General features: G+C 64.4%; 10 protein-coding genes, 1 other RNA gene and 1 pseudogene. 3 read left to right on the top strand and 9 right to left on the bottom strand.

Features of this window, described 5'->3' with window-relative positions; all coding sequences use genetic code 11:
- Nucleotides 1-1,296 (bottom strand): annotated as a pseudogene (locus ACESLR_RS00490) (phosphoribosylformylglycinamidine synthase); the annotation flags it as partial.
- 351 nt (nucleotides 1,297-1,647) lie between these two features.
- Here ACESLR_RS00490 and ssrA point away from each other — a divergent pair.
- Together ssrA and ACESLR_RS00480 are read left to right on the top strand one after the other, a co-directional pair.
- Nucleotides 1,648-2,008, top strand: a transfer-messenger RNA (tmRNA) gene (ssrA, locus tag ACESLR_RS00485).
- A 58-nt stretch (nucleotides 2,009-2,066) separates the two neighbouring features.
- Nucleotides 2,067-2,486, top strand: a complete 420-nt coding sequence (locus tag ACESLR_RS00480) for a secondary thiamine-phosphate synthase enzyme YjbQ (RefSeq protein ID WP_373025266.1) — start codon at nucleotides 2,067-2,069, stop codon at nucleotides 2,484-2,486.
- Nucleotides 2,487-2,704: 218 nt separating this feature from the next.
- Here the strand turns inward: ACESLR_RS00480 and ACESLR_RS00475 are convergent, their stop codons facing one another.
- Nucleotides 2,705-4,114, bottom strand: a complete 1,410-nt coding sequence (locus ACESLR_RS00475; protein ID WP_373054201.1) for a magnesium transporter — start codon at nucleotides 4,112-4,114, stop codon at nucleotides 2,705-2,707.
- Between the two features lie 445 nt (nucleotides 4,115-4,559).
- Here ACESLR_RS00475 and ACESLR_RS00470 point away from each other — a divergent pair, with 445 nt between their 5' ends.
- The gene (locus ACESLR_RS00470) at nucleotides 4,560-5,789 is read left to right on the top strand and encodes an APC family permease (protein ID WP_373025264.1); all 1,230 of its coding nucleotides are present in this window, start codon (nucleotides 4,560-4,562) and stop codon (nucleotides 5,787-5,789) included.
- Between the two features lie 39 nt (nucleotides 5,790-5,828).
- Here ACESLR_RS00470 and rlmM read toward each other — a convergent pair whose 3' ends face one another.
- The 7 genes from rlmM to ACESLR_RS00435 form a co-directional block, all read right to left on the bottom strand.
- Nucleotides 5,829-6,905 (bottom strand): 23S rRNA (cytidine(2498)-2'-O)-methyltransferase RlmM, encoded by a 1,077-nt coding sequence (gene rlmM, locus ACESLR_RS00465; RefSeq protein ID WP_373025263.1) that lies wholly within the window; start codon nucleotides 6,903-6,905, stop codon nucleotides 5,829-5,831.
- A 103-nt stretch (nucleotides 6,906-7,008) separates the two neighbouring features.
- Nucleotides 7,009-8,742: a thiosulfohydrolase SoxB gene (gene soxB, locus ACESLR_RS00460; protein ID WP_373025262.1), complete on the bottom strand. Its 1,734-nt coding sequence runs from the start codon at nucleotides 8,740-8,742 to the stop codon at nucleotides 7,009-7,011.
- Nucleotides 8,743-9,193: 451 nt separating this feature from the next.
- Nucleotides 9,194-10,198, bottom strand: coding sequence for a class I fructose-bisphosphate aldolase (locus ACESLR_RS00455; protein ID WP_373025261.1), 1,005 nt, complete (start codon nucleotides 10,196-10,198; stop codon nucleotides 9,194-9,196).
- A gap of 437 nt (nucleotides 10,199-10,635) precedes the next feature.
- Nucleotides 10,636-11,832 (bottom strand): NAD(P)/FAD-dependent oxidoreductase, encoded by a 1,197-nt coding sequence (locus ACESLR_RS00450; protein WP_373054200.1) that lies wholly within the window; start codon nucleotides 11,830-11,832, stop codon nucleotides 10,636-10,638.
- A gap of 55 nt (nucleotides 11,833-11,887) precedes the next feature.
- Nucleotides 11,888-12,445 carry an RDD family protein gene (locus ACESLR_RS00445; protein WP_373025259.1) on the bottom strand — a complete coding sequence of 186 codons (558 nt, stop codon included), beginning with the start codon at nucleotides 12,443-12,445 and terminating at the stop codon, nucleotides 11,888-11,890.
- 22 nt (nucleotides 12,446-12,467) lie between these two features.
- Nucleotides 12,468-12,947 carry an SgcJ/EcaC family oxidoreductase gene (locus ACESLR_RS00440; RefSeq protein ID WP_373066557.1) on the bottom strand — a complete coding sequence of 160 codons (480 nt, stop codon included), beginning with the start codon at nucleotides 12,945-12,947 and terminating at the stop codon, nucleotides 12,468-12,470.
- Nucleotides 12,948-13,098: 151 nt separating this feature from the next.
- Entirely contained in the window at nucleotides 13,099-14,661 is a 1,563-nt protein-coding gene (locus tag ACESLR_RS00435; RefSeq protein ID WP_373025257.1) for a phospholipase D family protein, read from the bottom strand.
- Nucleotides 14,662-14,764: the final 103 nt, after the last annotated feature.

Raw genomic sequence — 14,764 nt, 5'->3', positions numbered from 1 at the left:
CAAATCCTGCTTGTGCACGTGCTCGCCGCGGATCGACCCGACCCCGCCGGCCAGCATGATCGGCTTGTGATAGCCGTACAGCGTCTCGCCGCCCGCGGCATCCGGCAGCGCCATCTCCAGCGTGCGGAAGTAGCCAGCCAGCGCCGGCCGCCCGAACTCGTTATTGAACGCGGCCGCGCCGATCGGGCCCTCCAGCATGATCTGGCGCGCGCTCTCGATCCGGCCGGGGCGGCCAAAATCGCGTTCCCAGGGCTGCTCGAAGCCCGGGATTCGCAGGTTGGACACGGAGAATCCGGTCAGCCCAGCCTTGGGCTTGGACCCCTGCCCGGTAGCCCCCTCGTCGCGGATCTCCCCGCCGGAGCCCGTCGCGGCGCCGGGGAACGGCGAGATCGCGGTCGGGTGGTTATGAGTCTCCACCTTCATCAGGATCGCCAGGTCCAGCGATTCACGACGGTATTCACCGGTGATCGCATCCGGCATCAGCCGCGTACCCTTGTGCCCCGCGATCACCGAGGCGTTGTCGCTGTAGGCGGACAGCACCCCCTCGGGATGGCGCGCATGGGTCTGGCGGATCATACCGAACAGCGTGCGTTCATCGCCCTCGCCGTCCAGCACCCAGGCGGCATTGAAGATCTTGTGCCGGCAGTGTTCCGAGTTCGCCTGCGCGAACATCATCAGCTCGGCATCGGTCGGCGCGCGGCCAAGTGCGGAGTAGCTTTCCGCCAAGTAGTCGATCTCATCCGGCGACAGCGCCAGACCCAGGTCACCATTGGCGCGTTCCAGCGCCGCCCGGGCGTCCTCGCCCAGTTCCACGCGCGCCAGCGAGCGCGGAGTCTCGCTATGAAAGAGTTGCGCGGCGACTGCGGGGTCCTCGATCACGGCCTCGGTCATCCGGTCGTGCAGCAGGTCGGCAAGCGCCTCCAGATCCGCGTCGACCGTCGCTTCGCCTCCGATCTGCCAGTGGATGCCACGCTCGATGCGCTCGACCGCGTCCTCCAGCCCGGCGTGATGGGCAATCTCGGTGGCCTTGGACGACCACGGGCTGATCGTGCCGAAACGTGGGATCACGACCAGTTCGCGCTCGACCGCGAACCCGGGCGCCACCCAGTCCTCGCCCTCGCGCAGCAGGCGCGCCAACACGGCCTCTTCGTCCGGCGTCAGCCGGCGGCGTGTCTCCACGAAATAGACAAAACGGGCGGCGAGCGGGCCCGCGCCCGGTACGCTTGTCCGCAGCCCTGCCTCCAGGGCCCGCAGCCGAAACGGCGAGACCGCCGCGCCTCCTTCCACAACCCGCATTGCGCTTCCTCGAACCGGACGTCCCAAAAGCCGCGCATTGTACCGGACCCGCCCCCCGCGCGGGACCTGCCAACCCGTTTTCACCACGGAGCGCACAGAGGACACGGAGAAGGCCTAAGTGCGGTTCACAGGAAGATCGGATCTCCGATGGAATGGTTGGAATAGATAGGTGAGGCATCTCCCCGGACACCCCCATAACCTTCGTAGCTTCCTGTCTTACTGTAACTATCCCTTGACCTGGCCCTTCTCTGTGTCCTCTGTGCCCTCAGTGGTGCAACCGTCCTTGACCCACGTCAGGCATTCACATGGCCGGGGAACTCTCGATGCGCTACCATGTCCATGACAGTACTTGGGGGCGACATGGCTTCGACGCGGGTCGCGAAACCTGAGGTGCATGCCGAGGCTGTAGTGGACCTCGTAAAAACCGCTGCAAAAAAATAGTTGCCAACGACGACAACTACGCACTCGCCGCTTAAAAACCGGTAGATGCCGTCCGACTGGAGCCGTGCTTATGCGTCCAGTATCGGGCGTCGACTCTCATAAGCTCGTGGTGAAGCGCGCCCGGCGTGGATCCATTAAAACTCAACCGGGATCGCCAGCTGCAGTCCCTGCCTGTCGGGTAGTGGCTGGTTAAATTCAAAGACAGAATAAGCATGTAGAGCCGAAGGCGGAGGTCCTGCGGACGCGGGTTCGATTCCCGCCGCCTCCACCAAATTTGAAGGATAATCAAGCGCCTCCGGGCGCTTTTTTGTTTGTATTCGAGGAAGTGCATGGCCGTCTATCAGGACCTTCTGACCGAACAGACCCGCGGACGCGGCACCCTGAATATCACCCAGGCGGTCGAGCACATCGTGCGCGCCTCCGGCATCACCACCGGCACCTGCCATATCTTCCAGCATCACACCAGCGCCTCCCTGCTCGTGACCGAGAACGCCGATCCCGACGTGCGCCATGATCTGGAGACCCTGATCGCCCGCATGGCCCCGGACGGCGACCCGGCCTACCGCCACGACATGGAAGGCGACGACGATATGGCCGCCCACGGCCGCGCCATGCTCACGCATAACGACCTCACGGTGCCGGTCGGCCAGGGGCGCCTGATCCTCGGCAGCTGGCAGGGCCTCTTCCTCTGGGAGCACCGCTACGCCGCCCACACGCGCAAGCTGACGATCACGGTCCAGGGCGAGTAGAACCCAGCCTCAGCCCCGCCCCGCATGCACCGTAGTCTCCTCGCGGGCATGGCAGAGCGGTCGCGCCCGCATCCAGCAAGTTGTTCGGGGGTTTGATCCGCGGCCAGAAGCCGGGGATCGTACGGCCTCGTCATCCGCTGTGCCGCAAACAGGGCCCCATCAACCTGTACCCGGATCGGCGAATGCCGCGAGGCCCGGGAAGAGGTCAAACACGAATCTCAGGCCAGAATCAACAGCGTCGCCAGCCCCAGGAAGGACAGAAATCCGACCACGTCGGTGACGGTGGTCAGGATCACCGCTCCGGAAAGCGCCGGGTCCATTCCGAGCCGCTTCAAGGTCAGCGGGATGATGATCCCGGCCACGTTGGCGACCGTCATGTTGATGATGATCGCCAGCGTGATGATGAGGCTGATCGCCAGGTCCAGGAACCACAAATGGGCCACTAGGCCGACGACCAATGCCCAGATAATCCCGTTGGCCAGGCCGACCCATAGCTCCTTGTTCATGAGCCACCAGCGATTCGTGCCGGCGATTTGACCCATGGCCAGGCCGCGGATGACCACGGTCAGGGTCTGGCTCCCGGCAATGCCCCCCATGCTGGCGACCACGGGCATGAGTACGGCAAGCGCGACGACCTGCGAGAGCACGGCCTCGAACTGGCCGATCACATAGGCCGCCAGGAAGGCCGTCGCCAGGTTGATGCCGAGCCATATACCGCGACTGCGAATACTGAAACGGATCGGTGCGAACAGTTCGCCTTCTTCCTTCACCCCGGCCATCCCCAGCAGGGTCGCGTCCGCATCCTCGCGCACGATTTCCATGATATGGCTCATGTTCAGTTGACCGACGAGGACACCTTCAGCGTCTACCACGGGCGCAAACGGCAGTTCCCGGGCACGCAGGATGGTTGCCGCCTTGCGGATCTCCATGGTGTCGAGCAGGCACGTGGGCATGTACATGAAATCGGCGACCGTCCTTTTTTGATGGTTGCGCACGAGGTCGACCAGACGTAGCGAGCCGACGAGGCGACTCTCCTTGTCCGTGACCAGCAATTCCTGTGACTCGTTGTCGAGCGAGTGATTAATGCGTACAAACCGTTGAACGGCCTCGAGTGTTACATCTGGTTTCACATTGGTGGTTTCGGGATCCATGTAACGCCCGACGGCATCGTCATCGTAGCCATGAAGCGTCGTGACATGGTGTCGCACTCCGACGGCCAGGGTTTCGATCACGGATTCGCGGATCGGATCGTCGATCGTGTCCAGGAGCTCCGCCACCGTTTCCGGGGGAAGGTCCTGCGCCAAGGCCGTGACCTCCTCGACCGGCATGTCCGCCATCAGGTGCTCGCGGGCGTCCGCGCCGACCTCGGCCAATACCTCACCACGCTGGTCTTGAGGGACGCAGGACCAGATGCGTTCGCGTTCACGGAAAGGGAAGGATTCCAGCAACAAGGCGATGGCCTGTTCGTCCAGCCCTTCCAGGAATTCGCAGACAGCGGCTTGGGAGTCGGATGCGGCGAGCTGCGTCTGCAGGCCAAGCAACAACTCTTCGACCGTTGCAGCACGGTCACTGGCCGGGACCGAAGTCTCCCGTTGCGGATCAGGGGCGTCGCCGGTGGCGCGAGTCATAAGCGGGCCTCTTCAGTCCAGATACCGTGATCCGACCGCAACCCTCTCATGCGGTCCCGGCATATGGTACATGGCCACCGTCCCAATCGACGGGACCTTGCACCAACTTGCACCTGCCAGTGCAGCCGTCCCACTCCCTGGTACCCCGCCCTCTCTCGCGCGTCTGCAATGCATTCGTGCCCTGGTTTCTCTGTCCTTGATCGCAGGCAAGGGTCTGTGTGAGCGTCGGCATCAGTCCTTGCCGTTTACCCGTGGATTTCCCTTCCATACAGCAGCAAAACGCACGGTCTGACCGCGCGATCGCGGCACTCGCCGGGCATTTTAATTAGCTGTGGAAGATCGGCATGCAGGCGTATGCAAGCCAAACATCGAACCCCGGTCAGGTGATCGGAAAAAATGCCCTTTATACTGCGTTACGCCTTTCCCACTTTGCGGACGATTCGTCGTGACGACAGCCAGGACCACCAACGCCGGCCTGAAGCGCGAAGTGGGCCTGCTGCCCCTGACCTTCTTCGGCACGGGAACGATTCTCGGAGCGGGCATCTTTGTGGTGATCGGGGAAGTGCTGGGCGAAGCCGGCGGCTTGGCGCCGCTGGCCTATCTCGTCGCGGCCGTAGTCGCAGTGACGACTGCGCTTAGCTACTCGGAGATGGCCGCACGGGTACCGACGGCGGGGGGTCCGATCGACTACGTGGAGCGCGCCTTCGATCGGCGCTGGCTCGGCTCTCTCACTGGCTGGGCGCTGGTTATTGCAAACGTGGTCTCGGCCGCGACGATCACCGTGGGTTTCGTCGCGTACTTGTCGGTTTTCGTGGATATCAACCATTGGACGACAACGACTGTTGTCGTCGTGACTATAGCCAGCGTGGCAGCTTTGGGGATGAAGGAGAGCGCCTGGCTCATGATGGCCACAACGCTGATCGGCATTGGAACGCTGCTGCTTGTTCTCTGGGTGTTGCGGGACGGACTTCTGGCCGCACCGCACGCCGTCATGCAGGCCCCCGTGCAGATCGATGGCGCGGTCGGCGCGGCCCTGCTCGGAGGCGCGTTCCTCGCAATCTACTCCTTCATCGGTTTCGGCGACATGGCCCAGACGGCCGAAGAAGTACGCGACGTCAAACGGGTGCTGCCCAAGGCGATGATCCTCTCGCTCGCCATCGTCTTCGTCCTCTACATGGCGGTTTCGGCCGCTCTCGTCGGCGCCGGAGGTCTGGGGGAACTGGCCGGGGCGCAGGCACCGCTGGTCCACGCGGTTGGGCGCGAGGGTTGGCCCGAACTGCCGATCGCTCTGGCGAGTCTCGCCATCATCGTCAATGGCGCTCTCACTCAGGTAATCGCCTCGGCGCGGCTGCTCTACGACATCGGTCGTGACGGTCGCGGCGCGCCCGCAGTCATGGGTTGGGTCAACGCCAGGACGAACACGCCGCTCCTTGCCACGCTAGCGGTGGGCGCTATCGTCCTGATACTTGCGCTCTTCGTGCCGCTGAAGCAACTCGCGACCGGGACGGGCTATGCGATCCTTGTAGTCTTCGTTGCCGTGAATGCCTCGCTCGTGGTCTTCAAGCAGCACGGACAGCCGGAGGACACGCCCAACATACCGCTGTTCGTGCCCTGGCTGGGTGTCTTCGTCTGCCTTGGCGCCATCGTTGGCCAGCTGGTCCTGCATCTGTCCTGAGAACATTCCCAGGGACGTGCAAGGCGACTAAGAACCGGATCAGTCCCGCTCCACATGCACCGTGATCTCCTCGCGGTCGTGGTAAAGCTGTCGCGCCCGCATTTGGTGGGTGATTCGGGCATCCAGCAGGCGTTCCTCGATGTGATCGAGGCAGTCGTACACCGTCTTCCAGCGCTGTTTCATCGGCAGCTTCAGGTTGAAGATGGCCTCGCGGCACCAGCCGGCCTCCAGCCAGTCCGCCATGCGCGCAGCCACCCGTGAGGGCTTGTCCACAATGTCGCACACCAGCCAGGTAACCGGATTCGGCGGCAGCCAGGAAAAGGCATCCTCGCGGTGGTGCTCCACCTGGGTGGTGGCCATCAACCGGTCGTCCATCGGGCCGTTGTCCACCGCATGCACGTACATCCCGCGTCGCACCAACTGCCAGGTCCAGCCGCCCGGCGCCGCACCCAGGTCCACGGCCTGCATGCCCTGCGCCAGGCGCGCGTCCCAGGCCTCCCGCGGGATGAACGTGTGCCACGCCTCCTCCAGCTTGAGCGTCGAGCGGCTGGGCGCCTCTCGCGGGGAGCGCAAATGCAGGATGCCCCCGGGCCACTCGCTGCGCTCGCCGGGGCGGCTGATACCCAGCTGCACGCAATCACCCGTATGCCAGAAAACGTGCAGGCGCTGCCCGTCCGCCTGGGTGCACAGCACCCCGCGCTTGCGCAGCACCGCCGCAAGCGGCCGCTCCACGGCCTTGATCAGACGGCGCAGCCCCTTGCCCTCGTTGGTATCCGGCATCTCGTGCCAGATAGACTCGACGGCCAGGCGGGAGGCATCCGCCTGCTCGATGATCGGAGTCAGGCGGTCCGCCCGGTCCAGCCCCTCGAGGGCCGGAAATGCGGGGAACACCTGACGCGCGAAGATCAAGTCCTCGAATGGCACTGCGCGCGCCAGTGTCTCGACCGTACAGCCCGCGGGCTCGAAATGGACGTACCCGCCGCCTTGCCGCACCCGCGCAAAACCGCCCAAGCCGGCGCGAGCCGCGCGATCGGTCAGCTCCGCCGTCAGGTCTGCCTCGAAGCCCGCGCGGCAATACAGCAGCAGGCCCGAAAAGCCAGATCCGTTCGTTTCCATAGCGGGCGTCCTCTCCAACAAAAAAGCCGCCGCACACCCAAACGGTGCACGGCGGCAGCGAGCCTACCCGGCCCGCGCGCGCGGGCCAAGCGGCACGTTGTGATCAGCGATCCAGACCCGGGTCGCCGGACACGTTCTTAAGCTCCGGCAGGTAGGGTTCGCCGGGGCTGATGGTTTCCTGATCGCGCAGATACCCGGCGACCACCTCCCACACCGGATCGGTATCGAGTCGCTCGTGGACATTGGCCCAGCCGGCCACCACGTACTTCTTGTCCGGGTCCAGCGGTTCGCCATTGATGTGCATGTCGCTGATGCGGCTGCCCTCCGACTCGTGGGGGTCGATGGTGTACTCGATCCCGGAGGTCCGGACCATGTCACCACCGCGGTGATGGTACGGGTTGGAGTTGAAGATGGAGTTGGCCACATCCTCCAGGGCGTTCTTCAACTCTTCGCCAGTCATCTCGTTGCGCTGAGTTTCGGAATACGTGGTCGCGGTCTGTGTCATCAACTCCTCGAAGGTAATGGGCGAACCCGGCAGGACGCTCACACCCCAGCGGAAACCCGGCGAAAGGGCCACCTCGGCATCCATCTCCTTGATCATGGCATCCATGATGACCTCGTCGAAGGTGCCGTTAAAGTTCCCGCGTCGGTAGAGAATCCCGTCGGTTACCGCCAGTTCTTCATTCAATTTGTCCTCATACGGCTCGCGCACTTCGCGGATGTGCTTCTCCATCTCGGAGTCCGGATCGAGCAGGTTGGAGAAGACCGGCAACAGCGTGTACTTGTAGTCGCGAATCCCGCTGTCGGTCACGTCCAGATCCATGACCCCGACAAATTTCCCGTTCGAACCGGCGTTGGTGACCAGTGTGGTCTCGCCGCCGGCGTTCTCGATCTCGATCGCGCCCGGCACCGCGTCATGGGTATGCCCGCCCATGATGATGTCCACATCGCTCAGGCGACGGGCCATCTCCATGTCGGTGACCATGCCGTTGTGGGACAGGATCGCCACGACCTTCGCACCCTTTTCGCGGCATTCGTCGATCATGCGCTGCATGTTCTCGTCGCGGATGCCGAAGCTCCAGTCAGGGAACATGTAGTCCGGGTTGGCCACGGACGTATAGGGAAAAGCCTGCCCGATCACGGCGACCGGAACACCATCCATCTCGCGGATGGTATAGGGCTCGAAAACTGGGTCGCCCCAGTCGCGATCCTCGATATTCTGCGCCAGGAATTCGATGTCATTCGGCTTGAAATCGTTCTCGATGATCTCCTTCACGCGGTCGTCACCAAAGGTGAATTCCCAGTGGCCGACCATGATGTCCACGCCCAGCAGCTTCTGCGCATCGACCATGTCCTGCCCCTTCGTCCACAACGACGTCGCGGACCCCTGCCAGGTATCACCGCCATCCAGCAGCAGGGAATTCGGGCGCTCCGCGCGCAACTTCTGGATCAGCGTGGACAGATGGGAGAACCCGCCCAGACGACCGTACTTCTCGGCCGCGTACTTGAAGTCCATGTGGGTGACGGCATGCGCCAGCGGCGTGCCCGGCTCGATGTCGAAGTACTCGAGCATGTCCTCGCCGGCAAGCACCGGCGGTTTGCCCTGCATGTCGCCCACGCCAATGTTCACATTGGGCTCGCGGAAGTAGACCGGCTTCAGCTGGGCGTGACAGTCGGTGTAGTGCAGCAGGGATACGTTGCCGAACTTCGGCAGATCGTACATATCCTCCTCCGCCGGCCGCCAGGACCCTTTCTCCCCGGCCCAGGCATTCATCGAGAAGCCGGCAGCGCTCGCGGCAACCATGGCCTCCAGAAATTCTCTGCGCGTCAGACTCATGTGGTTCTCCTTGGTGGGATTGGTCTTGTCGGGGGCCATCGCAGCCCCTTACCAAGCCCTCGACGCCTCCCAACACCGAATGTTCCAACAGGCCGGACGCGGAAACGTACACGAAGCCAGCGTGTTTGCACCGGTTTCGGTGGAGATCGAAAGAGAAAAGCGCGACTTCCCGAGCGTTGGCGGAATTCAGGCCATTTGCCAAGCGAGTCACATTTCGTCGTGCTGAAGCACAAAAAAGCCTGCTATCCGGAGATAGCAGGCCAAGACGCGACATACACCGTCGGAAGCAATCGGCCCGCATCGCACGTTGGGGGATCGTGCACTCCTTGCTGGGCGCAACAGCGGATCCGACAAGGTCAGGCTAGTCAGCCACCGGCCGGTCTTTCTTGATCCAGATCAACAGATACGTCGATCCAGATGAAGCATCCGTCGGGGTCCGGGTACCGCAGGGTCACGCGGCGTACTTGCCCTGCGCCGCCAGCCCATTGTCGCGCGCACGTTCGAAGACCGTTTGCTGGGCCTTTTCAAAGTTGGCGCCCATGTCCTTGCCCCATAGTTCCATCGCCGCCTGCTGCATCCCGCGGCCGTAGGAGAACGACAGCGGCCAGGGCGTACCGCCAATACGGTTCATCGCATCGAGATGGTTGGTGGCATCGGCATCGCTCTGGCCACCCGAAAGGAACACGATCCCCGGCAGGATCGCGGGCACGGCGGACTCCAGGCAGCGCAGGGTCGCGTGCGCAACGTCCTCCACGCTGGCCCGTTCGGGGCAATCCTTGCCCGGCAGCACCATGCTGGCCTTGAGGATAGTGCCCTCGAGCAGCACGTGATGCTCGTACAGCGCCTGGAACACCGCCCGCTGGGTCGCCTCGGTCACGCCGTAGCAGGTCTCGATGTCGTGGCTGCCGTCCATCAGGACCTCCGGCTCCACGATCGGCACAATACCCTGCTCCTGGCATAGTGCGGCGTAGCGCGCGAGAGCATGCGCGTTCGACTCGATGCACGTGTCGGTGGGCATCGTCTCGCCGATGGTGATCACGGCGCGCCACTTGGCGAAGCGCGCGCCCATCTTGGCGTATTCCTCCAGCCGTTCACGGAGCCCATCCAGCCCCTCGGTTACCTTTTCGCCGGGGAAACCGGCCAGATCCTTTGCCCCGGTATCGACCTTGATCCCCGGCAGGATGCCGGCCTCGTTCATTACGTCCACGAACGGCTTGCCGTCGCGGGTGGACTGGCGAATGGTCTCGTCGTACAGGATCGCGCCCGAGATGTACTCGTTCAGCTGCGGCGTGGTCAGCAGCAGCTCGCGATAGGTGCGGCGGTTCTCCTCGGTATTCTCGACGCCCACCGCACCCAGGCGCTTGCCGATGGTCCCGGTGGATTCATCAATGGCAATGATGCCCTTTCCGGGTGCCACCATCGCTTCGGCCGTCTCTACCAACTGATCGATCTTCATGCCTGCTCCTTGCATTTCTGCGTGGGACTGCCTAGGGAAACACGGATCAATGTACGCATTCGCGCTCAAGTCGCTTTTGCGTGCCAACAAGGCGCGGCGACTGCCGTGCAGTCACTCTGCACAAGGGAGCCGCAACGCCGTGCGCGCGCCCGTTTTCGTCAACAACGGGCGGCCGAGCCCCTGCTTTCGTTGGGTTGTGGGGATGGCACCCCAGGTTCCCCGATCCTGCGTTGCGCCGCTTGCCGGTAGACCCACTACCGGCTGCGCACTGCGCCTTGTCTCGGAAAACCCGGGGTGCCAACGCGAGTGTGTACATTGATCCGTGTTTCCCTTGGGAGAGTAGTCACCCTCCGCGGGTTCTTCCAACCCGACAGGGAAAACCCCACCACAGTTTCCGGAACGGTACGAAAGGCCGTGTCCACGGCGCATGAAAACGTTCAGGCGTATTCGCCCGCGGCGTGCCCGGAGGCCCACGCCCACTGGAAATTGTGCCCACCCAGGTGCCCGGTCACATCCACCACCTCGCCAATGAAGTAGAGCCCCGGGATCGACCGGCATTCCATGGTCTTGGATGACAGCGCAGCGGTATCCACCCCGCCCAGAGTCACCTCCGCGGTGCGGTAGCCCTCGGTCCCGGCCGGCCACACCGTCCATGGCTGGCACACGGCCACCACCTGCTCGATATCCGCATTGCTCAAGCGCTCCAGTGGCCCGTTTTCCACCCAGAGCTCGCACCAGCGCTGCGCGACCCGCCGCGTCAGCTGCTCGCCCAGGACGCTCTTCAGTTCCAGCTTCGGTCGCTGCTCGCGCAGTTCGCGCAGATGCACCGCCAGATCCACCCCCGGGAACAGATCGACCGTCACCGCCTGCCCCTCCTCCCAGTAGGACGACGCCTGCAACACCGCCGGCCCGCTCAGCCCCCGATGCGTGAACAGCAGGTTCTCGCGAAACCCCATGCCCCCGGCCGTCGTCAGCGTATCCAGCGCCACACCCGAAAGCCCCTCCAGCTCCTCCAGCGGCCGCCCGCTCAGGGTGAACGGCACCAGGGCCGGACGCGTCGGCTGCACCGGGACCCCCCGCGACCGCGCGAGGTCCAGCCCGAAGCCGGTGGCGCCCATCCGCGGGATGGAAAAGCCGCCCGTGGCGATCACCAGCGATTCACATTCAATCTCTTCCGCTCCGGCCCTCAGGCGGTGCGGAACGCCCGTTTCCATCTCTGTGACCGTCGTGTCCGTGCGCACCGCGACACCGACCGCCGCGCACTCGTCCAGCAGCATCTGCACGATGTCCTTCGAGGACCGGTCGCAGAATAGCTGCCCCAGTTTCTTCTCGTGGTAGGGAATGCCGTGCTTTTCCACCAGGGCGATGAAGTCCCACTGGCTGTAGCGGCTGAGGGCGGATTTCACGAAGTGTGGATTCGCGGAGATGAAGTTCTCCGGCTCGCAGTACATGTTGGTAAAGTTGCAGCGGCCGCCACCGGACATCAGGATCTTCTTGCCCACCCGGTTGGCGTGGTCCAGCACCAGCACCCGCCGCCCGCGTCCACCCGCCGTCAGGGCGCACATCAGCCCCGCCGCGCCGCCACCGATCACCACCACGTCAAAGGACGTTGCTGTGTACTCCGCCTCGCTCATGGCGGGCGATTCTACCCGAAGCGCCGGCCCCACCCTTCGGCGGGTCTGCACCCCCTCAGCGCAGCCACTCCTTGCGCACCACCAGGGTCTGTGCGATCAGGTCATGCAGGGCCTGACGGCGCCGGGTAAACGCCACCATGATGTAGCCGATCATCAGGATCATGCCCGAAAGGATGGTGGCAAAGTGTCGGCCCGTCGCGCGCATGAACGAGATCCGCTCGCCATCGTAGTCCACCACCCGGAGCCCGAGCACCCGCTTGCCCAGCGTCGCCTGATACTGGGAGCTGTGCATCCCGGCCCAGTACAGCCACCCCACCACCACGTTCACCAGAATCCACGTCACTTCGGTCGCCGGCATCGGGTCACCCGGGTCACGCGGCACCATGGTCTCGGGACTGATCACGATCTGCGCCAGCACCTGCGGCACACCAATGATCAGTGCATCCAGAAGATACGCCCCCACGCGCACCCAGAAGCCGCCGTAGGCGCCGCGATCGTCTGGCGGACGCGACCCCGCCATTTCGTCGGCGGGGCCAGTACCCATCGGGCTACCACAATTCAGGCAGTAACGGGCATCGTCCGGGTTTGCTTGACCGCATTCCCTGCAGTTCATCATTGACCTCCTTGTAATCCGTTCAGTAGGGCGAGACAGCCGTGTTCTGGGCAAACCGGATCTGCCAGCCCTCGTCGGCGTCCTGCTCCAGCAGGAAGCTCATACGGGTGCGCAGGATATCGTCCCCATTGTCCGGCAAACCCTCGGGCATCGTCTCGATTTCCGAGACGGTCAGCTTGGCTACGGCCAGCGCGCGATTGTCGCCCAGCATCTCGAGTTGTTCCACCGCGATGTCCAGTTCCGTGCCCGCCAGTGGGCCGGCGAACACGGCATCATGCCGACGCGCATTCGCCTCGCGTCCGAGCAACCGACTTCCCGCCAGGTTCACCACCACTGAATCCGCCTGGTAGTCCCGTGCCCACGCATCGCCGTCCGCCGCCGCCCAGGCGGTTTCCTTGGCTTCCAGAAGGGCCTCGATGGCGGTTTCATCTCCTGCCGTCACCGCACTCGAACAGCCCAGCAGCCCGACCACACCCGCCAGCCAAACCATCTTTCGCGTCATGGAACACTCTCCACCTTTGAACGAAACCCCTGTGTACAGGAGACTCCAACCCGCGCCAACCGTATGGTGGTGGCCGCACACGAGCCGCCCCCGGCAACCCGCGCAATCCCCGTGTCGTCTTCTCCGGCTCGCACGGCCGCAGGCACGGCCCCTACAGCAACGGCTCCACCGGAAGAATCCGCGTCACGCCGGAGATAAATCGCCGCCAAATTCCCGCTTTCGGTTCGTACTGATACACGTTGCCGTCCCCGTCACGCCACTCGAGGCCACCCGTGTCATCGCGGCCCACCCGGAACGCCACTCGTGGCCGGATGCCTCGCTGGTGCAGGGCCTGCAGCTGTTCGACCAGCACCGGGTCACGGACGAACACCCCCGACTCGCTGTTGGTCTCCGCCGAGCGCGGGTCCAGGTTGAACGAGCCGACAAAGGCTTCTTCCCGGTCGAATACCAGCAGCTTCGAATGCAGGCTGGCCTGCGAGGCCTCGATCCCACGGTCCCGCTCCAGGCGTGCCCAGCGCGGCGCTCCGGTCGGGCGCAACTCGAACAACTCCACCCCCGCATCCAGCAGCGCGTGTCGCCGCCGGGCATAGCCCGCATGGGTAAAGGCCACATCGTTGGCCGCCAGGGAGTTCGTCAGTACCTGAACCCGCACCCCCGACTCGCTCATGCGCGACAGCTGGGCGGTCCCGTCGCGCCCCGGCACGAAGTACGGCGAGACGATCAGCAGTTCCCGCTCCACACCCCGCAGCCGCTCCCCCAGGGCGTCCGCCACGCGCGAACCCTTGCCCCGGCCACGCGCCTTGGCCTCGTCATCCACCACGAACTCCGCGCGACTTGTCCACACGTACGCCGCCGGATCAGCAACTGGCTGTGGCACGGGTTGCCCGTTGAGGGGCTCCATCCGCATCAGGGGATGGGTGTGATTCTGCGCCACCCAGGCCCGCAAGGCCCCATGCTGCATCGCGAGCCGGTCCATTGCGCCCGCCTCGCGCGCCAGACGCTCGACCTCGATCGCCCCGGGGCTGTTCCAGAACTCCACGAACGAGCGGTCGATCTCCCGGACCAGCGGCCCCACCACCACCAGATCCAGGTCCGCAAAGTTGTAGTCGCGGCTCGCCTCGAAGTACTCGTCCCCCACATTGCGCCCGCCGGTAATCGCCAGGCGCCCGTCCACCACCCAGGCCTTGTTGTGCATCCGGTGGTTCAGGTCGCTCCCCCGAAAGAAGAACTCGGCGCTGGCCCGTAACAGACCCTCGCGCGACCGAAAGGGATTGAACACGCGAACCTCGATGTTCGAATGTTCGGCAATCGCGGCCAGCGTCGCGTCACGCCCGCGTGCATCGACATCATCCAGCAGCAAGGAGACCCGCACGCCACGATCGGCCGCCGCGAGCAACTCACCCATCAACACCCGCCCGGCCGCATCATTTCGCCAGATATAGGCCTGCACCTGGATCCGCTCGCGCGCCATGCGCACGCTCATCACCCGCCAGCGAAACGCCTCCGCGCCCTCATCCAGCAACCGGAAGCCCGACTTCCCGTCATTCCGGGCCGGATCGAACTCCCCCAGCCACTCCGCCAGCGGTCCCTCTGACGCGGGGGGCTCCAGGGCCTCCCATCCGCGTTCCGGCGCCGGCTGCAGCGGCGCACAGCCGGCCGCGAGTGCCAGAAAGAGCACCGCGAGAAGCCAGGGAAACCGAACCGGATAACGCATCAACAAGCAATCGCCGAACGCGAAGCCCCCTTTCCGAACCGCAAAACGGCTATCAGCCTGACGCCGCGCCGTCGCCCTGTCGACACTGCCCCCGAACCCCGGA

This window comes from Thioalkalivibrio sp., assembly GCF_041685615.1.
Classification (GTDB): domain Bacteria; phylum Pseudomonadota; class Gammaproteobacteria; order Ectothiorhodospirales; family Ectothiorhodospiraceae; genus Thioalkalivibrio.
The sequence above is the reverse complement of the archived record's forward strand: the minus strand, read 5'-3'. Positions and strand labels throughout refer to the sequence as shown.